Annotated in this window: 16 protein-coding genes; 7 read left to right on the top strand and 9 right to left on the bottom strand. The window is 38.3% G+C overall.

What is annotated here, in order from left to right; genetic code table 11:
* Window positions 1-523: 523 nt before the first annotated feature.
* Window positions 524-1225, top strand: a complete 702-nt coding sequence (locus AABJ51_RS07580) for an SMI1/KNR4 family protein (RefSeq protein WP_338375235.1) — start codon at window positions 524-526, stop codon at window positions 1223-1225.
* Between the two features lie 211 nt (window positions 1226-1436).
* Here the strand turns inward: AABJ51_RS07580 and AABJ51_RS07575 are convergent, their stop codons facing one another.
* The gene (locus AABJ51_RS07575; RefSeq protein ID WP_338375233.1) at window positions 1437-3527 is read right to left on the bottom strand and encodes a TonB-dependent receptor; all 2091 of its coding nucleotides are present in this window, start codon (window positions 3525-3527) and stop codon (window positions 1437-1439) included.
* Window positions 3528-3948: 421 nt separating this feature from the next.
* Between AABJ51_RS07575 and AABJ51_RS07570 the strand changes: the two genes are divergently transcribed.
* Window positions 3949-4401: a hypothetical protein gene (locus tag AABJ51_RS07570; protein WP_338375230.1), complete on the top strand. Its 453-nt coding sequence runs from the start codon at window positions 3949-3951 to the stop codon at window positions 4399-4401.
* A 120-nt stretch (window positions 4402-4521) separates the two neighbouring features.
* On the opposite strand, the gene AABJ51_RS07565 is transcribed toward AABJ51_RS07570, so the two are convergent.
* The 6 genes from AABJ51_RS07565 to AABJ51_RS07540 all read right to left on the bottom strand — a co-directional run bounded on the left by AABJ51_RS07565 (window position 4522) and on the right by AABJ51_RS07540 (window position 12337).
* Window positions 4522-5808 (bottom strand): hemolysin family protein, encoded by a 1287-nt coding sequence (locus AABJ51_RS07565; RefSeq protein ID WP_338375227.1) that lies wholly within the window; start codon window positions 5806-5808, stop codon window positions 4522-4524.
* Window positions 5809-6010: 202 nt separating this feature from the next.
* Entirely contained in the window at window positions 6011-6751 is a 741-nt protein-coding gene (locus AABJ51_RS07560) for a DUF8479 domain-containing protein (protein ID WP_338375224.1), read from the bottom strand.
* Window positions 6752-6836: 85 nt separating this feature from the next.
* A complete protein-coding gene (locus AABJ51_RS07555; protein WP_321577265.1) occupies window positions 6837-7535 on the bottom strand; it encodes a DUF8479 domain-containing protein in 699 nt (232 codons plus the stop codon).
* A gap of 290 nt (window positions 7536-7825) precedes the next feature.
* The gene (locus tag AABJ51_RS07550) at window positions 7826-8422 is read right to left on the bottom strand and encodes a C40 family peptidase (RefSeq protein ID WP_051290874.1); all 597 of its coding nucleotides are present in this window, start codon (window positions 8420-8422) and stop codon (window positions 7826-7828) included.
* Window positions 8423-8691: 269 nt separating this feature from the next.
* Window positions 8692-9852, bottom strand: coding sequence for a PBSX family phage terminase large subunit (locus tag AABJ51_RS07545; protein ID WP_338375219.1), 1161 nt, complete (start codon window positions 9850-9852; stop codon window positions 8692-8694).
* A gap of 163 nt (window positions 9853-10015) precedes the next feature.
* On the bottom strand, window positions 10016-12337 hold the full coding sequence (locus tag AABJ51_RS07540) for a TonB-dependent receptor (protein ID WP_338375216.1): 2322 nt from the start codon (window positions 12335-12337) through the stop codon (window positions 10016-10018).
* 663 nt (window positions 12338-13000) lie between these two features.
* On the opposite strand from AABJ51_RS07540, the gene AABJ51_RS07535 reads away from it, so the two are divergent.
* Complete coding sequence (locus AABJ51_RS07535; RefSeq protein WP_338375212.1) at window positions 13001-13696, top strand: porin family protein; 696 nt, start codon at window positions 13001-13003, stop codon at window positions 13694-13696.
* A 72-nt stretch (window positions 13697-13768) separates the two neighbouring features.
* On the opposite strand, the gene AABJ51_RS07530 is transcribed toward AABJ51_RS07535, so the two are convergent.
* Complete coding sequence (locus AABJ51_RS07530) at window positions 13769-15094, bottom strand: hypothetical protein (RefSeq protein ID WP_338375209.1); 1326 nt, start codon at window positions 15092-15094, stop codon at window positions 13769-13771.
* A 261-nt stretch (window positions 15095-15355) separates the two neighbouring features.
* On the opposite strand from AABJ51_RS07530, the gene hcp reads away from it, so the two are divergent.
* The 3 genes from hcp (at window position 15356) to AABJ51_RS07515 (ending at window position 20384) form a co-directional block, all read left to right on the top strand.
* Entirely contained in the window at window positions 15356-16993 is a 1638-nt protein-coding gene (hcp, locus tag AABJ51_RS07525) for a hydroxylamine reductase (RefSeq protein ID WP_338375206.1), read from the top strand.
* Between the two features lie 246 nt (window positions 16994-17239).
* Window positions 17240-19567: a TonB-dependent receptor gene (locus AABJ51_RS07520; RefSeq protein ID WP_338375203.1), complete on the top strand. Its 2328-nt coding sequence runs from the start codon at window positions 17240-17242 to the stop codon at window positions 19565-19567.
* A 13-nt stretch (window positions 19568-19580) separates the two neighbouring features.
* The gene (locus AABJ51_RS07515) at window positions 19581-20384 is read left to right on the top strand and encodes a DUF4249 domain-containing protein (protein ID WP_321577264.1); all 804 of its coding nucleotides are present in this window, start codon (window positions 19581-19583) and stop codon (window positions 20382-20384) included.
* 135 nt (window positions 20385-20519) lie between these two features.
* Here AABJ51_RS07515 and AABJ51_RS07510 read toward each other — a convergent pair whose 3' ends face one another.
* On the bottom strand, window positions 20520-21776 hold the full coding sequence (locus tag AABJ51_RS07510; RefSeq protein ID WP_338375200.1) for a carboxypeptidase-like regulatory domain-containing protein: 1257 nt from the start codon (window positions 21774-21776) through the stop codon (window positions 20520-20522).
* A gap of 601 nt (window positions 21777-22377) precedes the next feature.
* Between AABJ51_RS07510 and AABJ51_RS07505 the strand changes: the two genes are divergently transcribed.
* Window positions 22378-24054 (top strand): putative transporter, encoded by a 1677-nt coding sequence (locus AABJ51_RS07505; protein WP_338375196.1) that lies wholly within the window; start codon window positions 22378-22380, stop codon window positions 24052-24054.
* Window positions 24055-24072: the final 18 nt, after the last annotated feature.

Genomic DNA, 24072 nt, shown 5'->3' with positions numbered 1-24072 from the left:
TTTAAAGTAATAACTTTCTATTGGAGTTATACTTGGGTAGACAATAAATAGGTCTGAGACCTTAATTTCCATATTTACTTTTCTGTATAGATAAAAACTGCTATTATTATCTGCAAATTTACAAAATTCAATCGACTAAAAAAATCACTATATGTAGTGACCTGTTTATCGATGCGCCTTTATAGTTGCATTTCGGTTAATGTTGATAATTTATTTGTTTAATATATTGGCGGTTATCCGAAAAAAAACTACATTTGGTAAACCGTCTTGTGTATAGAGGGGGCAGGTCAGCTTCCTTTACTGAAATTAGTCAGAGTTTTTTTTATAAAGCAGCACGAGTGTTGAACAATAAAGACGGTGGCGCAACAGGAATTCTGTTTGAAGTATTGATGATCTAACTAACGTAAGTATTCTTGGTATCCTTTGTTTTGATTAAATGTATCAAAATAATGATAAGGACTGAGGTAATACTTACTAAATAACAAAAAAGGTCTGTGACCTTTAAAGAGCGAGGAGAAATAGAATGCCTGATTATACTGTAATCGAATATTATGTAGACAAGGCGATAGCCTTGGCTCGTAAACACCACGAGTATTTAATGTATGTTGACTCGTTTTTTGTTCAGGAGTTTGGTGAGGGTGTCCAACCCGAAATGTATATCGGTTCCAATCCGGAAGAGTATAGGGATAAACCTGATGTTATGAAATTAGTACAGCCCGATACCAGTGGATCGATTGTGAACAAAATAACCGATGAATATAAAGAGTGGAAACCCGTAGCAAGCACAATAACCCCGAAAGATATAAAAGATTTTGAAACCTATTTTTCGATAAAATTACCCGATACATATAAGTGGTATTTAAGTTACAGGCATTTTTATCAGGTGTATTGGAATATTGAAATTAAGCTCTATCCGTCCCCCATAAATACATGGGCAACTATCCTGAAAAAGCAGAATGAGGAGAAACGGGAGTTCATTCTCGATAAAGGATTATTCAGTATCGGAGAGTATAGTGATCACGGGGATATATGTTTTGATCTGCTCGATGAGGATTGCGAAAATAAAGATTACCGGATAGTATATGTCGATAATGAAACGGGTGAAACCGAAAGTCTGGCACCGAATTTTCAGGCTTTATTAGCAGAAATTCTTACCCAGCCCGAACCCGAATTGAAAGAGTTGACTCCTTCCGAAAAAAGATTATTCGGTCATGTGTTGAAGTAAACTATAACAAATCGTATATCATAAATAAAGAAGTCATTCCAAATAGAATGACTTCTTTATTTTCTTTCTGATTACTACCAGTATCTTGCAGATTTGTTACTGTGGTATGCTTTCTACCTTATAAGTAACAGTAAGTATTTAATGTTGCATTTTAAAGCAATAACAGGTTGTTGCTGTTATACTTGGGTGGACAATAAAAAGGTCTGAGACCTTAAAATTTCAGATTGACATTAGCCCCGAATGTAAACGGACGTCCTGCCTGAGCAAAGGTCTTACCCATTGATGTAAAATAATATGATATATAATCTTTGCAGCCTATATTTTTAGCCCATAGATCGAATGAGATTTTTTTAGCAACGAATGAGACCTTACCGTTGAATGTTCCATAGTAAGGCTGCATAGCTTTATTATCTTCATTCCAGTATAGTTTGCCAAGACCTACATATTGTCCGTTTAAGACAATTTTATCAAGAAACGAATCTTTTAGTTTGATGGTGTAATCGGCTGTTACCGAAAACGTATTCGATGGAACCATCGGTAGGCGATTGTTAGCATAACTTACAGTGTCATTCACGGTATATCGTTTAAATTTGGCATGAGTGTAACCGTAACTCAACTGCACGCTCAGGTTTTCCATCGGATTTATGTGTAATGTGACTTCAAGACCTTTACTAACCGATTTACCGGCATTACGCAGCAGGAATCCTTTTCCGCTTGGTTGTGATTGTGATATCTGTTGATCTTTCCAGTCTATATAGAACAGGCTGATTTCAGTGTATATCAATTTATCCAAACAGCTTGCTTTTGTGCCTATTTCGTAATTCCAGCTTTGTTCGGGTTTGAACGATCGGTCTTCGTCACGCTCTACTGTTGTATTGAAACCTCCGGCTTTGTATCCTTTGGCGACAGAGAAATAAACTATTTCGTCATTTGTAAACCGATATTGTAATGATGCCTTAGGTGTAAATTCCGAAAAATGATCTTGTCGTCTGATATTCATCGTTTCGGTTTTAGTATCAGCTTTCAGACTATGTACAACGGTGTGCATACGGGCTTCTTCCCAATCGTAACGGGCTCCCAGTATAAGCGATAGTCCATCGGTCAAAATATCGTTGAATGTTGACTGATGGTATACGGCGGCTCCCCTTGTCGGGCTGTTTATATCTTGCAGGGTATGCACGGCTGTTCCTCGGTTATCTATGTCGTTATCGGTACTGAAATCCTGATAAAAACCGAATGCGCCGAATTGCCATTGGTATTTGCTGCTGCCTCTCGATTTGAAGTTTAGTTCCTGAGAAACCATTCTCTGACGTTGTCCGAAGTCTACATAATAAAGGTCGGTAGTACTGAAATCCTGATCTATACCCTGACGTCCGTCGAAGTATTGAAATGATGTCTGCGAGCTGAGTTGTATGTTATCTGTCGTATATGCCACGTTCACACCCGTTGTAGAAACATTGCGGCGATAAAACGAGGGCATATTGTAATTGACATCATCTACCGAATTATTTTCGGCATGATATATTCCGTATGGATAACCTCCCTGGTCGGAATACTCGTATGCGGATGTAAGGTGGATATAAAGCTGAGGTTGAATTTTCCAGCTTAAGCGGATACGTCCGGCAGCGGCATCTACAGGATCGGCTCTTTTGCCGGTAAAACGATTGCGGAAATATCCTCCTGCATGCGAAACATTTCCGGACAGGGAATATCCCAAAACATTATTTATATTGTCGTAATGAGATGCTTCGGCCTTGTAATTATCGTAGCTGCTTGCCGATAGGCTCAGGTTTGTTTCCTTGTATTTGAAAGGCGATTTGGTAAATACATTGATGATGCCTCCCATTGTATTACGTCCGTAGAGTGTTCCCTGAGGGCCTCTAAGTACTTCGATGCGGTCTATATCGTTGAGACTGAAATCAAAAGTCGATCTGTCGAAATAAGGGATACCGTCTACATATAAACCTACCGATGGTGCGTTTATTCTCGATCCTACACCTCTGATATATGCGGGTGATGTCATCTTAGAACCGTAGTCCGGAATAAAAAGGTTGGGTACATAAGCACTCACTTCTTTGATATTGCTGATGTTTCGGTCTTTGATCGTCTGATCTGTAATCAATGTAGCAGATACGGGTTGTACCGAAATATTGTCATTCTTTTTAAATGCTTGAATAACAACTTCATCTGCTGTATATGACATTTTTATCGAATCTCGTGGAATGGTTGTGTCTTCGGCTAGTATGGTATTGGTATTCACTAAGGAAATACATAATAAGAGGAGATAACAGTTTTTCTTCATTATGTTCAATTCAAAGGTCACAGACCTATTTATTACTTTGGTAAAAAGTTGGGTTTGATCGAAAAAAGTTGATCGTTAAATACTTTTTTTTAGAAAAAAAGAAAAAAATTAGCTTTTAGTTTATGCAAAGGTAGGAAACTCTAGAATATTAGCAATCACTAGATGTAGTGAGGGGTAGAGAGTGGTTGGGCTTTTTGTAGTCTCTATTCTGGTTTTCTATATTTCTATATTTTTTTTAATCTCATATACAACATTTTCTAAATTTTCACGTCTTATATATAACACAAGAGTCTGTTCTGTAATAATTAAGTGAGGATAAGTGTCTCTACTAATGTTTCTTAAAAGATTAATGTTCTGTTGCGCTTGTACTTACTATAAGTAACAAAGAAGGTCTGTGACCTTAACTAAAATTATTTATTTTATGAAGGGAAGATATCTGAATTCGTTTATGTTTGGGATATTTATATTAGGGTCAGTATCATGGAATTCCGAACTTACAAAAGGACTTTCTTCTTTGAGGGAGATAGATAACATACAATTATCTCAGAAGAAAGCAAGTTTGACAGCTGACGGGGATTCGGCTGTTTTTACGACAAAAGGAACCTGTTGGTGGATCAGCCAGATTTTGGTTGACGGGCAGCCTGTTGACTTTAAAGTCGCAGATTCTCAGAGTGATAAATTTAAATTGGATGGGAAATGGTTCACTGTCGAACGTCATGGCCGTCAGAAATTAGTTGTGAAGACTGCCGATAATCGGTTTGTGTCTCCTCGTAATGTGCAGGTTGTTCTCGAAGTCGGAAGATTTCACGATAGCATAACTGTCGAGCAAGAGGGAGTAAACCATTGGTTGGCTCAGAATGATGAAGTTAAGTAAGTAACATCTAGTATTTAATGATGTGTTTTAGTTTATAACAGACTTTGATTGTTTTACTTACCAAAGTTATAAAAAGGTCTGATACCTTGATAACTGAAAAAATCGAAAGTCTGAAGTAACTTAATTCTCTTGTGTCACGATTTGATGTTTGTGCTTAACCAGAACTTTATCAATACGAGCCCCGTCCATATCTACGATCTCGAATATCAGGTTATTCCATTCGAGTTTCTCGCCGGTAATGGGGATGTGTTGCAAAAGATCCAGAATCAAACCACTGATGGTATTATATTCGTTCTCGAAATACAGATTGCCGAGATCGAAATATAAAAGAAAATTATAGAAGGGGCATTGTCCGTCGACAAGGCAGCTGCCATCGTCTCTGACAACGATTTCGGGCTCTTCGTAGTCGTCGGGTATTGCTCCTACTAATGCTTCCAGAATATCTTTGAGGGTAATAATACCCACTATTCCACCAAATTCATCGCAGATAAGCGCATAATGTACGTGGCTGCTTTTCATGTGGTCGAGGGCGGTGTACACGTCCATGTGTTCGGGGAAATACTGGCAGGGGCGGATCACGCTTTCGAGCTTAAATCCGGATTGCTGTATCTTTCCGAACAGATCTTTCAGGAATACTACCCCTGATATATCATCGAGATTGTGATCAGCTACGGGATATACATTAAAAAGATTGTTTTGTACGGTATCATTGATCTTTTCCGGAGTCATACTTGTATTCAGCCAGACAATCTCGCTGCGGTGTGTCATGATAGATTCGAGGGTACGGTCGCCGAGAGTAAATACCCGTTCGACAATATCCTGTTCCACTTTTTTAACCTCGCCGTCTTCCGTTCCTTCTTTGATCATAGATTTTATTTCTTCTTCGGTCACTTTATTATCCTTGTCCTGGATATTAAGAATATTGAAGATCGAAGATGTACTTTTTGAAAGTATCCAGACAAAAGGTGATGCTATATGCGAAAGTATTGTCATGGGGCGGGCAACAAGTTTTGCCACTTTCTCAGCCAGACTCATACCTATACGTTTCGGTACAAGTTCTCCGAAGATAATGCTCAGGTATGTAACTGTAATTACAATAGTGCCTTGTGCGACATAGTAGGTTGTAACAGGTGACAGTCCGAATATATTGAACAATGGCATAAAGTCTTTGGTGAGAACATCTCCCGAATAAATACCGGTAACTATGCCTATCAGGGTAATACCTATTTGTACGGTAGATAAAAATTTATTGGGTTCGGTCGAAAGTTTGAGGGCTGCCATTGCTTTTGGATTACCCATTTTCGCTTCGTTCAATAACTTTGATTTTCGTGCCGATATGATTGCTATTTCGGACATCGAGAACAATCCGTTTAATAATATAAGAAGTAATATAATAAATATATCCATTGTAATTTTTTATCGGAATTTCCGCTTTCAGCGAATTTATATATAATCTTTCAGAAATGGTGTCTTTTTCTTTATATATCATGTTTTTTTGATAAAAATGGCTGTTCAAATTCAATTGAACAGCCATTTTCTGTTTTGTCTTACAGACGTGTCTGATAAGATATTTTTGCTTACCGATAGGTGGTGAAAAATTCTGAACTCTTTATTTGTAATCGGTGGGTGTGATTAAGACTTCGTATGTTTTTCCAGATTGCGCTCGATAGATATGTTTGAATATTACATTCTTGTCCATCAGCTGTGTTGATGCCTTGTCTGCTCTTTGTGCTTTACTGAGATATTCCTTCAACATCGGAAGATTTTGTTCAGTAAAAGATATTTTCGAATCGTCCAGATCATAGATCATTTCTATAGTGTCGGGTGCTGCAAAATTACATTCGGCAAGTAATGTTATTTCATCCATCTGTATAGGCAGCAGCAGTTTATTAAACCAAACATTTTCAGGTATGATTTCCGCTAATATTTCCTGATCGGAACGATTATCTTTTTCTTTATCTTTTGAATATTCAGCGTATGTTACTTCCACCTGAAACAGTTGTTTGCCATTGGTGTCTTTGTATGAGTAAAGAAAAGAGGTGTGCAGGTCTCGCAGAGGTTTCAGGTCTGCATTATTTTTAATTTGATAGAGTATTCTGTTTTTGAATACTTTTTTTGCCATAACCGTATCGGTGACTTCTTTTTTGGTGGTGAGTTTATAATTGTACTTCAAAACATCTCCGGGAAGAACTTCCGTTCCGGTTAAGATGGTTGATAGATCAATCTGAACTGGGCACTGTTTATTTGCCTCTTCGGATGTTGCTTTCAGCATCGGATTTATTTTTTTACTATCCGAACATCCTGTTAATAACATGACTATGGCACATAATAAATAAAAGTTTTTTCTCATAACAAATGTTGTTTTACTGTTTTAATTAAAAAAATGTTGTTGTTCAAAATGCTGATTACTTGCAGTAAAAAAAACTTCTGTGATATTATAATGAATATTCTTCAGGCAGTATCGTTATCGTACATAAGTACTTGTTATTCTTATCCAGATATTCATATTGAATGCTAACACCGTGTTCGGAGAGGTATTTCATCTCGGGATTGTGTTTTAGCGTATCTACAACTATAGGGGTATTGGTGGATTTGAAGTAGATGCTGTCGAAACGCGAGGCATCTTCGTTCAGTAGTTTTGTTGTATATTCGAGGGTTTTGTTGTACGTTTTGCAGTCTATAAGGCTTATTCCGCTGCCTTCGGTAAATAGGGGAAGCTGTTGTTTGGTCTTTTTTACCATTTCTTTCAGCACCTTCTCCACGTTGCCGTTACCGGAATGTGTTGTTCTGAGATCTGGTTTTGCCACCGGATTTTTGTAATCATCGGGAGTGATGGTCAGTTTTCCCAGCGGTTTTCCGTTCTCGTCCTGACAGGAATAGACAAAACTTACATCTTTTTCCGTCAATCGTTTGAGTTCGTCATTATTTTGCAGATTGTATAAAAGCGTACTTTTCATTTCGCTTTTAAATTCATTCCGGTCTATCTTTGTCGCATCGATAAACAAAAATGTGTAGTTGTACTGAAGCGTATTGTCGGGTAAAACCTCACAGCTGTCTAGTCTGATTGTCTGGTCTATAATAATCGGACAATTATCGTTGATATCCTGTGCTTTTTTTTCTAATTCTTTTTGCATTATGTCTTATCATTAAGGTCGTAAACCTATTTATTACCTCTGAAAGTAACGCAATTGGTGCAGGCTACGACTCGAAAATATACTGAGGTCTCAGACCTTTTATGGGCTATGTTACTATTCTAACGGATACGATTTGATTTTCCAAGTATAACTCTCAATCTCACTTATTCTTCGAGGTTTCCCGCTTGGTTTTATATCAACAAGATGCGAATATAATTGAAAGTTGGGAATAAAAGAAAAAAAACGGTTCGATTAACGAACCGTTTTCTTCTATTTTTATGTATCAACTGTTAAGTTGTTGGTATTTCTTCTGAAGAAGTTTTCTCTGTGGCTGATTTTACCCGTCCACCTTTTACCCATGTGCGCTGATAATAGGCTTCGTCGAGACTACTGATAATTACTCCATTCGATGTAGATGCATGGATGAAGTGTCTGTTGCCGAGGAACACTCCAACGTGATTCACTCGTTTACCTCTTCGTGAGGTAGAGAAGAATACTAGGTCTCCTGGTCTCAGTTCGTTTTTCGAAACATCATTTACATCTATTCTTGAGATATCGTTGCTGCTGCGTTGCAATGTAACCCCGAATACATTTTTATAAATAGTCCCTGTGAGTCCCGAGCAGTCCATTCCTCTACTGCTCATTCCGCCTCTGCGGTACGGAGTTTTCAACCAGTCCATGGCTTCGTTGTATAACGATGTTAGTTTTTGGTTGGTACTGTCTTTGGGGATTTCGATGCCTATTTTTGTTTCTACAAGTTCGCGTTTTGCTTTTGATGATGTTTTAGCTGAAGATCTTTTCTTATTCTTTGCGTCAACTGCCGAAATAGCTATGATTATACATAGCAGTGCTAGCGTGAGTCTTGTAGAAATATTTTTTATCTGCATCTGGTAACTTTATTGTTAGGGTCTAAGAGGTCTTAAACCTTTTTGTTAAAAAACGGGATAAACAAATATATGTATTGTAAATCAGCTATGCAAAACGCAAAAAGTTATTTTCTCTTAATAGATCTTATCTTATTGATTAAGTATATTGATTATAAATGATTTATATCAGCGAAAATATTTTCTTAAAAAATGCAAACGGATTTTAAGTCTTGTAAATCAAATATATAGAATGTTATAAATTGCTCATATAGGGCTATTGTGTGCAGTTTTTATTTGTTTACAAAATAGTCGAAACCACTTTTCTGAGACAGCTTGTTCAGTGCGACATACCGAATGGCATCTATGGCATGGTTGTAGCGGTCGCAGGGAATATTAAGCGGATTGCCCGAAATGTCTGTTTGCCAGCGATAATTACGAAATTCGGAGATAAGGTTAGTGCTGCTCTGTGTTATCCGTTTCGGATAGCGGTTGAGTATAGATAATCCTGCCAGAATGCTGTCCGGCCCTTTTTTTGCTGCCTCAATCGTCCATTTTTGATTACGTATTTCGCTGATCGATTTGGGTTCTGCACTATCTGCGATAATGGGAGTGGAGTGGGGAACCTGCAGGTTTTCGAGATGGTTGCATATCATTATGTTGTCGTAATTTTTTGCATAAAGCAGTTCGTGCATCCATAATATACCTTCTGACAAACGTATGTCGATGATAGCTGTGGGGTCGTTGGTAAATCCGAAGTCCATGCCTATCCAGCGTTGTTTGTAGTTTTCGGGCAATTGGTCTGTTATTTCCCAGTTTTGCATGATCAATCCTATTTTCGATCCTGTTTGTCCGAGTCCGTATACCTGCCACCATTCATTGTCGGTTTTGTTCGATTCTATTTCGGAAAGCTGCGCATGTGTCAGATAATCATTGTCTTTGTATGTGGAATGTATAAGCAGCGATTCGGGACGTGTCAGAACTTTGTCATCTACCCAAAATTCGTAAGATGGATTAAAGTCTATAAAAATAGTTTTACGTGTACGGATGGCCAGCTGGCGATATGTTTCGAAAGGAATATTGATACATTCATTGACGAACAATATATCACGGGAAGGTCCGTGTACTTTTCCGGGCTGATCAGCCGAAAAGAATTCGATCACCGAATCATTTATCCGGTATATTTTGTCGGTGGCATTCCATGCTCCGTGCTTCCAGTTTTTTTCTGTTCGGAGCATTGTCTCAAAATCTCTGATGCAGCCTTTCTTGAGATGGGGCATCGATTCCGATACAACTGAAATAAGGAGTGGGGAGGGGGAGCCCTCTGCGATTAAACACAAAGCTTGTAATATACTCCATGTTTTTGACGAACGGGTGGATCCTTTGTTGACGATAACACGCACGCCTTTGTTGTAGGCGTCGACATTACGATTGAATACTGATGTTACTTTCATATCTGTACTTTTAGTATAGATAAAAAAAGAAGCGGCAGCAAGATGTAAGGGAAATCTTGCTGCCGCCGGATGGATTTGTTAGTCAGCTTGTAAGTAATCTTACACAGTAAATAACAGCAGGTCTGAGAGCTGATCCATGAAAGAAAAGGTGTTTCTTTATTATTTATTTTTTAGCTCCCGACATGATGCCCGAATCAGTATCGCTGTTATTGATTCGTTTATCGCCGCCGCTGAACTTACGTCCGAAGTCGAGGTTGAATGTGAATTTGATTGTGTACATACGTGTAAGGCTTCCGGTTGATATTCTTGATTTTACGGGATTCAGATCCGACCAGTTTTCATTTTCACGTTTATAATGTCCGCCAAAAGGGTTGAATGCTCCGATCATTACCGACCATTTGGGTTTGCTGTAACCTAGTCCTGCCATGTGTATCCGTTCTCCGTTGTTGAGCGATTCTCCATAGAAATAATCCCAGGGTGAATAATAGTTGAACGATCCGGTAAAATTTTTATACGAACCGTCGACACTTAATCTGAAGAATCGGTTGGTATATTTATGCGTATAATCGAGACCTTTACTTATATAGTGATTGATACCCGGAGCGAAAGTGATGGTCAGGTGATCTTTCAGAGGTTTCAGCTTGAACGATATCTGGGCTTGCAAATGCTCGTGAGACCTTTGGTTCTGGTTTGTGCGGACAAATACTCCGTCTTCGAATAACACCGACTCCATAATAGGATCACTGTTGTATTTATATCTGCTGAAAAGCTCCACACCGAAGATTCCTTTGTTATAACCCGATGTAAATGTATGGTTGTATGTTTGTTCGGTTTTCAGATAAGGGTTTCCTCTCCGTATCTGCAACGAATCGATAGCCTGTTCTACATTATTAAGGTCTGACAGAGAAGGGGTATTGTTCCACATATTGAATCTGTAACGGAAGTACAGGTTGTCGTTCGGGTTGTATGTTATACGTGCCGATGGCTGAAGGCTGTATTTTTCCTGACTCTTTGCAGCCTGGCTGTAATAAAATCTTACAGCGGTAATGTTAGCCATATAGGTGAATTTTCCTTTTTTCAGTTGATATTCGCTGTAGGCATATGTTTCGGCTTGTTTCATTGATACATCAGCAGTGGTTGTGCCTTTGTATTCGTTATTTGAATAGACCTGCATGTGTTTCAGTCCCGATGTAAGTTTGCCGTCTCCCATTTTACGCTCGTAAATACCTTCGGCTATCAGTGAATATTTGCTACCCGAAATATCGGAATAGATGTCAGTTACAGCGTTTTTTTCTCTGTGTTCCTGATAAAGACGTGTATTATGAGCATCAATATATGTTCCTACCACATTGAATATGAGCAGCTGTTCGTTTTTCAGATTTTTTTGAAAGTACAGATCCAGTGCAGGCGATTTAGTCTTTTCTGTAGAGTGATCGCTGATTATTAAAGGAATATTATTATCAGATGTCAAAAGTTTACTGTTACGGTCGCTGTACATATTGGGCGAGTGACTGTAATTGTAACGGAATGTAGCATTGAAAAAATAATTGTCTTTATCCATCAGGCTGTAATTGAGTGATGTGTTTGAATTCCTTTCCTTAAATAAGGTTGGGTCTCCCATTTCTTCACGGTTTATTGTATGATCGGGGAATACAAACGATTCGTTATTGGCTTGCACCCAGTTTATTTTACGATACGAATAATAGCTGTTTACCGAAAATTCGGATTTTTTGTTGTTGTATTTTGCCGAGAGATTATCTTCAGCGAAACCAAGTCCATCACTCAGATTATTCATGAAATCGCCGTTGACATTTCCACCCGAAATACTTCTTCTGGTGATGTAGTCTATTACAGCGGCAGCATTTCCGTAACGAACTCCCGGATCGTCATGAAATTCTATACGGATAATATCTTCGGGCTTTAATGATTGCACATCGGCATTGGTAACCTTCACTCCATTGATACGAAGTTGCACTTCTCCGTTTCCGGTAGTTGATATTGCGTTTGTCAGAGGGTTTACTTCGATACGCGGCAGTTGCAGCTTTTTTAGTAAATCGAATCCGTTGGCAGATGTTTTTACCTGTTCACCCGAAGGAGTAATCAGTTTACGATCCGATTTGTTTATTACCGATTGAGCGGTAACGGTTACACCGTCGAGCATCACCGAAGATGGTTCGATATTGATATCTCCCAGATCTTTGTTATCGGTAAGATGTTTTACCGGAGTATATGATGTCTGATAGCCCATATAAGAGATAGATACAAGGTAATCGCCCACAGCATTGTTGAATGAAAAGCGACCATCTATATCAGAATAGATACCTGCTACAAATGTCGAATCGTCTTTCAGTAATGAAATATTGGCGAATTCGATAGGTTGAGTATTTGATTTGTCTACAACACGTCCCGATAGCTTAATATTCTGAGCGGTTAATAACCCTGAGAATATTCCTAAAACAACTAATAAAGTTAATTTGCATTTCATAATGGCTGTATATGAGTTTATTTTATTTCTTTTCGTTACTATCAATATGACTGTGTTTGATCGAAAAACGTTACAACACAAATCATCTTATGTCATAAATAAATATGCTAAAGCTGTGCCATGTTTTGTAATTTGCTTATTTACAGGTGGATGTGTTTTGTGCTTATTTTCGTAATGTAAAATATCTTTACATTTTAGTGTTTGTCTTTTTTACAGTTGTAATCAATTTAGCTGAGTTTATTCTATATTTTTATACCGTTAGCTTGTAAATCGTGCATTTTGTGTAAGTTTGCAAAAAATAAAAAACAGAAAAGCAACGTATTATATGTTACTGCGTCTTAAAATTAAGTAACAGCCTAAGTTTTGCTCGTATTGATTTTCATAGCTCTTTTTCAATCGATTTTTATTTTTTTCGAAACGGTAATAGCGGGCTATTTAAGTTGAGAAAAGGTGAAAAAATCAGGCAGAAAGAGCCTGTAAATGAGCGAAAAAGAAATAGATGTTTATAGCAAGTGCATTTTGTGGAAAATTTAAAGAGTTACTAAATAACTAAAAGTATTTAATGATGTGTTTCGAGATGATAACTTTCTATGATTGTAATACTTGGAGATAAATCAAAAAAAGTCTGGGGCTTTTAAAAACAACTCATAACAGAATAAAATAATGATGAAGTATAGATTGTGGTTGTGTACGATAATGTATTTATGTTGTACAATGGTATTTTTTGCTCAGGAAAAAGAACCACATTGGGCTTTACAGCTTAAAGCCGGAGCTGGTTTATCGAATGTATATGTCGGTTCGGATGAGAATACGACTAGTGATATGAAGGTCGGTTATCAGTTTGGTATATATGCGGAATATGTATTGCCTTCGGATTTGTTTTTTCAGACAGGATTGATTTTCGAGTCGAAAGGAGCGAAATACAAAGCCGAAAACAGGAATACCGAGATCATTGATTATTATATGATGGATATGAGTAACGGATGGGTTGTTGGTAATCAGAGCGTTTCGGTTAATGCTATATATTTGCAAGTGCCTGTGTATGCGGGATATAAATTTGATCTGAATGATAACCTGTCGATCAATATTGCAGCAGGTCCGTATCTGGCTTATGGTGTAGGCGGAAAAGCTACAATGGATGAGGTTGATGCTAAGGAAAATGTGGTTAAAACCAAGAAAGATGTTTTTGGTAAGGACGATTGGAAACGGCTGGATGCCGGATTAACTGCATTGCTGGGCGCTGAATATAAGAAAGTTTCGGTTAATCTTGGATACGATTTCGGTATGGTCAACATCGACCGTGTTTATGAGGTGTATAATCGAAATTTATTTCTGAATATAGGATACCGTATTTTTTGAGCGGATTTCAAGAATTTATATAAATAAAAAAGGCAGATTCTCAGAATCTGCCTTTTTTATTTACTATTCATATTAGAATAAAGCGTAAGTCAGTCCGAAGTTGAATGTTGTGTGAGGGTACTTGTCGTGCAGGTTATCATTATGCTGTGTGTAACGTCGAAATTGATAGTCGAGACCAACCGCTCCGAATAGCCGTAATTGGGGAGACAGGTAATAATAAGCATTCACACCCGCATAAGTATATGAGAACAAAATATCTTGTTTCGGGTTGCCGCTATATCTGTTCCATGTTAAAGATTGGCTTGCTTTACCTTGCACATAAGTACGTGTATTCATGTAATAGCCCAGTGCATATGATGCTTCGATAGACGAATTGATAGAGCCATCCTCCATAAAACTGATTTTTTGATATCCACTCGAAATACCTGCGTAAATAGAGCGTTGCCACTTTAGGTCTAGAGGTTTTTCGTTCCGATAATCAAGATATAATGAGGCTGAGAATATGTTTGAATTTGAAGAATTACCATTCATACGATAATCTACATAATTGTATATCGGATTGATACCAGCTTTGAAATAAGAGCCGGATTCTCTCAAATCTCGGTCTCCATACATCCACTTGTCGTAAAGTGAGGTGAAGTATATTGCCGAATTGTCTTTTTCGATGTATTTATTCGCTACAAGAAATGAGTCGATAACTGAAATTTCGTCTATTAATGCTAATCGAGGATCAAAGCTACGCTTGTTTTTTACAAGAGATATTTGTTTCGCAAAAGCATTCACTTCTTCGTCAGTAAGTGTTTGTTTTATAATGCCCTTCTTACTTAATTCTTCGAGGATATAAACTGCCTGACGAGCATCTGTAACATTTTCGATACGTCCTTTACCGATACCGAGTTTTATGGCAACAAAAGCTTGGAATTTATTCGTTTTATCTTCTGCTGTGTAAGAATATGGAGGGGTGTCAATATTTTGGGTACTCTTGGTTTTAGCATAATTATAATTGACGTATCCATTAGGTGAGATTTCGAAAAACAACTTGTTATCCATAAAATGGAAAGCTTGCCTGTCTACCGAAAAAGAGGTCAAAGCATTAGTCGCTTTACTGTTGTCTATGCTTGAATGAGAAGCTGTCCCCATTAGTGATAATTGGGTTTGCTCTTGAATCTTTTCCGAATTTGCAATGGATTTATAATCAGCACTAAGGTTTCCGGCGTAATTATTGCTTTCGTTTGTCGTTGTTTTTTGGAAATTACCCGCTGTACTAAAGCCCAGATCCAAAGCCTTGCGTTTATAAGTCGGGTTGACGTAGTTTTCGAGTTTGTAATTGTTGTATTGACCAAATCCACTTATACTGATAGTTAGTAATAAGCTTGTCATTACATAAAGTTTCTTCATCGTTCGCGTTTTTTTTGTTTAAAATGTGTTTTGATTCAAAAGTATATAATATTCTGATATAATTGTCCGAAAAGAGAGATTTAGTTGTTCTTCTGCTATGAAAATATTATTATATATAGAAATTCGTTTGTTTTTTAGTGTTCTGCTTTTTTGGGAAGAGAAATTACAGAGTGTAACATATGATACATTTTAGCTATTATACATTCTCTAGCTTTGCATTGTGATCAATTAAAAAACTATCAATAATTTAAAAATATAATTATGAGCATGTTTTGTTATCAATGTCAGGAAACCTCCAAAGGTACAGGATGTGAAGTTATAGGAGTATGTGGAAAAACTCCCGAAGTATCGGATATTCAAGATCTGCTGTTGTTTGTAAATAAGGGCGTTGCTATTGTTAACGACCGTTTACGAAAAGAAGGCAAGACATCTCCCGTAGCAGATAAGTTTGTTATAGATGCCATGTTTATGAGCATCACTAATGCAAATTTCGATTTTGAAGCTTTGAAAGTTAAAGTAAAAGAAGGATTACAGCTTCGTAATAGCTTGCTTGAAAAGCTGAACGATAAATCTAATCTGCCGGATGCTGCGACATGGAACGGATCGGATGACGAATTTATGGACAAAGCCAAAACTGTAGGTGTTCTTCACGAACCAAACGAAGACCTGCGTTCTCTCAAAGAACTGATACATTACGGGCTGAAAGGGATGGCTGCATATGGCGAACATGCTTATAACCTCGAAAAAACAGACGATGAATTATACAGATTCATGCAGCACGCTTTAGCTGAAATTACCCGTGAAGATATTACAGCTGATGAGCTTATTGCTCTTACTCTCGAAACCGGTAAATACGGAGTACAGGCTATGGCATTGCTCGATGCCGCTAACACAGGTCGATTCGGGAATCCCGAAATATCTACAGTAAATATAGGTGTCAGTAAAAATCCCGGTATACTTATCAGCGGACACGACTTGCGTGATATTGAAGAATTGCTTATTCAGACCGAAGGTACAGGAGTAGATGTATATACTCACAGCGAAATGTTGCCGGCTCACTATTATCCTCAATTGAAAAAATACAAACATCTTGCAGGAAACTACGGAGGCGCATGGTGGCAGCAAAAAAGCGATTTCGAAAATTTTAACGGACCTATTCTGTTTACAACCAACTGTATAGTTCCTCCGTCTAAATCTGCATCATATGTCGGTAAAATATTTACAACGGGAGCCGCCGGACTTACCGGAGCAAAACATATTGCCGAACGTAAAGACGGACAGCCTAAAGATTTTTCGGAAATCATAGCAATGGCTAAAACATGCAAGGCTCCTCACCAAATAGAAGAAGGTACTATTATCGGAGGGTTTGCTCATGCTCAGGTGTTGGCTCTTGCCGATAAAATTATCGATGCCGTAAAATCGGGAGCCATCAAGAAATTTTTTGTGATGGGTGGTTGCGACGGACGTATGAAAAGCCGTCAGTATTATACCGACTTTGCTCAGGCATTACCTAAAGAAACCGTTATACTTACAGCCGGATGTGCTAAATACCGATACAATAAATTGCCGCTTGGCGATATAGGTGGCATACCCCGTGTTTTGGATGCCGGACAATGTAACGACTGTTATTCACTGGCTGTAATAGCTTTGAAACTGAAAGAAGCATTCGGACTCGAAGATATCAACGACCTGCCCATTGTTTATAATATTGCATGGTATGAACAAAAAGCTGTAATTGTGTTACTGGCTTTACTGCATCTGGGTGTGAAGAATATCCATCTCGGACCAACTCTTCCCGGATTCTTATCGGCGAATGTAGCGAAAGTGCTTGTCGAAAATTTCGGTATCGGAGGTATTACAAATGTTGAAGACGATATAGAAGTATTTATGGCCGGTTGATTTTGAAGGAGAGACCGGTTAAAGTGTTTTTTTTAAAGAAGATGTAGTGGTTTATCTGCCGCTACATCTTCTTTTGTCTTTTACCTGTTAAAATGACTGTTTCGTCTCAATAAAGATGTGTTTCGTCTCAATATCGAAAAAAGTATACTTGATGTTTCATATATTTGCGTCAACAATAAAGCCCGTTTTTTTCATATAAAGAAAGTTTAGGTTATACCTATTCATAAATAATTAAACAACACATAAATGAAACGTATTTTATCACTAACGATTCTTCTGCTTTTAATAGGTTGGGGCATTTCTTTTGCTACTGTACTCCAAAAGAAAGAGAGTTTCACAATTAAAGGTATTATTATGGATCGGGATTCGAAAGAGACTTTAGCCGGTGTTCCTATCGGGATAAAGGAAATTCCCTCGAAAGCGACCAGTTCAGACGTCTCCGGTTCTTACTCGATCACATTACAATCCGGCAAATATACGCTGTTGGTTTCGTATGTCGGATATGAAACGCAGGAAATAAAAATTACCGTAGATAAAAATCTGGAGAAGAATATATCATTGTCTTCCTCCTCCGTAAACCTGAATGAGGTAGTTGTCAGCAGCCGTAAGGCAGACGAAAATGTCACCGCTGTTCAAACCGGAGTAGAGCGTATTGATATTCAGGAAATAAATAAGCTGCCGGTGCTGATGGGAGAACGTGATATTATAAAATCACTGCAATTGATGCCCGGTGTAAAATCGACAGGTGATGGCAGCAGCGGAATGTTCGTAAGAGGAGGTTCTGTTGATCAGAATCTTATTCTGCTCGATAACGTTGCCTTATATAATGCCTCGCACTTGATGGGATTTTTTTCGACATTCAATTCGGATGTTGTGCGCGATGCCGTATTATATAAAGGTGCATTACCTGCACAATATGGAGAGCGTTTGGCTTCTATACTTGATGTACAGCAACGTAACGGAGATATTGAAAAGTTAGGTGTAACAGGCGGAATCGGGCTTATTTCATCTAAACTGAGTCTCGAAGGACCTATTCAGAAAGGTAAATCATCATTTATAGTCGGAGCGCGTCGTACCTATGCGGATGCCATTGCCCGTATGTCAGGAGTAAAAGAAGCTACAGATGCTTATCTGTATTTTTATGACTTGAATGCGAAAGCAAATATCTGGCTCTCAAACAAAGATCAGCTTACATTTTCTGCCTATTTCGGCAAAGATAAAATGGTATTGAAAGATGCCGCTAATACAGATTGGGGTAACCAGATAGCTGCTCTGAAATGGAGTCATGTATTTAGCAATAAATGGAGTTCGGCAACAACTTTTACATATAATAAATATCAATATAACGCACATGCCGATTTTGGTACAAATATGGATGCTGAAGCAGATATTATGGATTTAGGTTTCAAACAGGAATTTGTATTCCTTCCTACCAGAACCAATACGTGGAAATTCGGTGTACAGGCAACCCGTCATCGTTTAAATCCCGGAGATCTGGCTAGAAGCACCTCAAAGATAAACCTGCATAACCGTTATGCACTCGAAAATGCTGCATATCTGTCGAATCAGGTACAACTGTCCGATAAATTCGAAGTGATTTACGGTCTACGCTTATCTGCTTTTTCAGCTATGGGGAAGGGCGAATATTATACACTCGATGATAATCGGAATGTAACGGATAGTACATGGTATGGATCGAAAGATGTAGTTAAGACATACATCAATCTCGAACCTCGTCTGTCAGTAGCCTATAAACTCAATAAATCATCTTCTATAAAGGCTGCTTATGCCCGCACGACACAAAATATGCACTTGCTGACATATTCTGCCACAGGTACACCTTACGATCGTTGGACAATGAGTTCGAATAATGTAAAGCCTCAGATCGGAGACCAGTATTCATTAGGATATTTCCGCAACTTCAAAGACAATGCATACGAATTTAGTGTGGAAGGTTATTACAAGCATCTTAAAAATCAGCTCGATTTTGTGGATAATGCCGATTTTGAAGGATATAATGTTATAGAAACCGAATTACTTGCAGGTAAAGGACGTGCGTATGGTGTAGAATTGCTCTTGAAAAAGAAGAAAGGACGTTTGACAGGATGGATCAGCTATACATTATCCAAATCGGAAAAGCAGATAAACGGTATTAATGACGACCGTTGGTACGATACATATCAGGATCGGACACACGATATATCGATAGTAGGTATGTACGACCTGAATAAAAAATGGTCGTTGTCCGCAGCATGGGTTTATTATACCGGTAATGCCCTGACATATCCAAGCGGAAAATACCAGATTGACGGAAAAGATGTGATGTATTACGCTGAGCGTAACGGATACCGTGCACCTGCATACCATCGCCTCGACTTAGGTGCTACATGCAAACTGAAACAGACCCGAAAATTTTCATCCGAGCTGGTATTCAGCCTTTATAATGCATACGGACGTGAAAATGCTTATATGATTGATTTCAGAACGAATGACGATGATCCGGATAAGACAACAGCTTATCAGTATGCCTTATTCCGTTTTGTGCCATCCGTTTCATGGAATTTTAAATTCTAAATCGTAAAACATTATGAAAAAAATAATAAATATACCGCTCATAGTCATTGCATTATTAATGACAGCAATACTTACATCTTGCGAAAAAGAAATAGATGTAGACCTTAACTCGGTTACACCCCGATTGGTTATCGAAGGATTGGTGGTTAAAGATTCTATTGCAAAAGTAAAACTTACCAAAACCAAGGATTTTAATGATAATAATGTATACGAACCTATTACAGGAGCCAGTATACAGATCAGTGATGATGCAGGAAATACCGAAACGCTATTATTAAACAGTACAGGATGGTATGTTGCTAAAACTCTGAAAGGGGTTGAGGGCAGAACCTATAAACTCACAGTGCTTTATGATGAACAGACATACACTTCTACATCTAAAATGCCCCCTGTGGTTAAGATTGATTCGCTGAGTATGTTTGACTTTAAAGTACTTGACTATTGGTTGCCAAGAGTACACTTCAAAGATCCGGTCGGAACTACCAATGATTATTATCGGGTTAAACTTTATATCAATAATAAATACATACCTTGTACATACGAAGCGCAATCGATGGACAGAAGTGATGGTATAGAGTATGTTAACATGTTATTTCCTGATGAGAAAAAATTAGAAGACGAAGAGATTAAGAAAGGAGACAGAATAAAAATAGAATTACAAAGTATTGATAAAGGTGCATATACCTACTTTTATACTCTTGACGGAATAAATGAATCGAACAATAATCCAACAAGTAACATTACAGGAGGAGCATTAGGTTATTTTAGTGCCTATTCGTATGATAGGCAGGAGATGATAGCCGATTGGGAAGATTAATATAAAATAGTGTAGATTCTTCATTCACACTTATATATATTTGACTTTTTGAAAAGAAAAGGATGCCACGATAAAAATCGACCGGCATCCTTTTTCTCTACTATTTACTATTACAGAGTCTACAAGCCTTCAGGCTTATTCGTTATATTGCTTTTTTAGTTTTACAACCGCCGATTCGAGCGATTCGGTCGGTTCTATAATATTATAGGCTTCCCAGAAATTCTGATCCGAAAAATTACTTATCTTATCCGATAACGTCTGGTTTTGTTTGAAAAATTCTTTACTCGGAGCTTTTTTCATATCCAATGGTTTACTGTCTGTAACTACCAGTTCCGAAATAACGGTATAGGAAGTCGAGAACAAACGGCGTTTCCAATCGCAGTTGAACCTTATCTGGTTTCGTATATAATTGATCCGGCTGCGACCTTCCAAAGTCTTGTATGTAACGACAAATGAGACTTCGTTTGGTTTAAAACGCAATTTCGGTGGTTTCTTCTTAAGGATGATGCGGGTCACCTTGTCCCTGTTATCCATACTCAGGCTGTATTCGACACGTGATATGGTCAGATTTTGCTGATCGATGTATATATTGCCTGTATACAATGGTATTTCGGCTATAGCCTGAGGTGTAAACCTGATTGTATAATGGGGGCGTTCGTTGATAGTTACAGGGTCTTCCATCTTGAACATGTAAAGCGGAAGCGATTCCTCATCGAGCAAAGGATAAGGCTGTTTTACAATATCGCCGTATATCGCCAGATTAGGTCCTCCTTGTAATTTGACACTCAGCGTGTCACTTGGTTTTGGGCTTAAAAGCCTCCGTCCTTTGTATATTTGTACACCGTCGTTATCCGTATTCTGGCTGTATGATGTTTTGTATATGTTCATCACGGCTTCGGATATATCAATGTATCTCTTTCCTTTTTGTATGGTTTCCCTGTAAAAACCCGATAAGATAGTTGGTGAGTTAGTATAATTCAGGTCGATTTTTTTGACGGCTTCCCTTACTATTGCAAGAGGATCGCCCGACCGGATAACAACTTCGTCGAGAACCTGACTGTCGGATGTCAGCATAAACGTTTCATTTTCGATGCTTTTACCGCCGATAGGGTACAGGTGATTATTATATCCGAGATGGGTAAACAGCAGGTTGTCCGATTTGTATCGGGCTGGTATTTTGAGAGTAAATTCACCGTCACTGTTACTTACCGTTCCGATGTTAGTCCCTTGTACTGATATATTTACGTATTCGAGTTTCTTTTTCGATTTCTGATCTTTTACAATTCCGCTGATGGTAATGACCGAATCGTCCTGTGCCGATAAAGGAAACGTAGAGGAGAGAAAGAATACTGCCAACAAAACATTCAAAAACAAACAACTTGAAGGTTTCATAATAAATGTGTATTAGATGGTGTATATATTATCTCGAAACTAAGGCTTTATAAATAACAGAAAGTATCTGATGATCTGTTTTAAAGCGACAACAGACTCTTGCTGTTATGCTATCAAAGTCAACATTTCAAACTGCGAAAGCATATGCAAAATTTATTTTGGCTTTGCCGAGTCGCGAGAAATGCCTCATAAAATAGAATAAATAGGTCTGAGACCTCATTAGTGTTCAGAGTAATAGCTTATTGGTTAATGATATAACAACCCTTAATAGTTGATTGTTTTGTAAATATATAAATATTTATTCTATTTGTGTATAGTATTTGAGCTTTTATTTATTCGAGCATCGTGGATAATTCACCAAATATATCACCATGAACATATATAGTATTGTTCCGTTCTAATTAAATATTAGAAAGTATTTAATGATATATTTTAAAGTGATAACCAACTCTTGTTATTATTATTGTAAAGTTAATAGAAAGGTCTGAGGCCTTAAATGCAAAAACGATCCATAAAAAATATAAACAGATAAAAGATTCACTAGCAAAATGCTAGAATTAGAATTAATAGTAATAAATTTGCGCCGAATTTAAAACTCGTTATGGACTGGTTATTAGATGCCATTTTCAAACCGTCGATGATACAGACGGTCATTCTCATCTCTGCGATTTCTGCTATAGGATTGCAATTAGGTAAAATCAAGATATTTAATATCTCGCTGGGGATTACTTTCGTCTTTTTCACAGGCATTATAGTCGGGCACTTCAAACTCGATCTCAACAGAGACATGCTCTATTTTGCCCAAAACTTCGGGCTTATTGTTTTTGTATATGCTTTAGGTATTCAGGTTGGCCCCGGATTTTTATCTTCGCTTAAAAAAGGAGGATTCAGACTCAATATGCTATCGATAGCAGTAGTGGTTATCGGTTTGGTTACAGCCATAATTCTGGCGGCAACCACTCATATTTCGATGCCCAATATGATGGGGATATTGTCGGGAGCCGTAACCAATACACCGGCACTGGGTGCAGCTCAGCAGACATTGCGGCAGATAGACCCAACCAATGCCAAAGGCATTGCCGATATGGCTTTGGCGTGTGCCGTTACTTATCCGTTGGGAGTGGTGGGCGTTATATTGGCTATTGCGTTTATGAGAGCCTGTTTTGTACCTAAAAGTCCCGATGGAAGCAGCAGGGAAAAGAAAGACAACAGCACGTATGTCGGTGAATTTATGGTTACCAATCCGGCAATAGCTTCACGTACCATCAAGGAAATAATGAGATTGTCTCCTAAGAAATTTGTAATTTCACGTATCTGGCGTGATGGCAAAGTAACTATACCTACATCCGAATCTACATTGGAACTGAATGACCACATATTGATTATCTCTGTGAAATCAGACGTGGAAAATATCAAAATCCTTTTTGGTGAACAGGAAGAAGTAGACTGGAACAAAGAAGACATAGACTGGAATCATATCGATAACAGCCACCTCGTTTCGAGACGTATAATCGTAACCCGAAGCAAAGTTAACGGTGTAAAACTCGGAGCATTGCGTCTCCGAAATCTATACGGAATCAATATAACACGTGTCGACCGTGCGGGTATCGACCTCTTGGCATCCCCCGATCTGGCCTTACAGATAGGTGATAAGATTACCATTGTAGGAGAGAAAGTTTCGGTTGATAATGTGGCTAAAATACTAGGTAATGAGTTGGCTCGCTTAAAGAATCCCAATCTTATCGCTATATTTATAGGTATTGCTTTAGGATTGATTCTGGGAGCTATACCTATTCCTATTCCGGGAGTGAGCGTTCCTGTTAAATTAGGCATCGCAGGAGGTCCTATTATTGTGGGAATACTCATGGGGGCATTCGGGCCTCGTTTCCGTATAACTACTTATACGACTCAAAGTGCCAATCTGATGTTGCGCCAATTAGGGATAGTGGTATATCTGGCTTGTCTCGGCTTGGATTCGGGAGAGCATTTCTTCGAAACCGTATTTCAGGGCGAAGGACTCATCTGGGTGGGGATCGGTTTTGCGCTGACCGTCATACCTGTACTTATAGTCGGTATAATGGCTATGAAGATATTCGGGTTGAGCTATCCCAAAACCACAGGGATGCTTTGCGGAAGTATGGCAAACCCGATGGCTCTCAATTATGCCAGTACAACTGTAGAGGGCGATGAGCCTGCTGTTGCTTATGCAACGGTGTATCCGATGACTATGTTTATCCGCATTATAACCGCACAATTAATTTTGCTGTTTTTTGCGTAAAAGAGCCGGTTGCAGGCT

It is taken from the genome of Indolivaga capnocytophagoides (assembly GCF_036511535.1).
Taxonomy (GTDB): Bacteria; Bacteroidota; Bacteroidia; order Bacteroidales; family Dysgonomonadaceae; genus Dysgonomonas_A; species Dysgonomonas_A capnocytophagoides.
The sequence above is the reverse complement of the archived record's forward strand: the minus strand, read 5'-3'. Positions and strand labels throughout refer to the sequence as shown.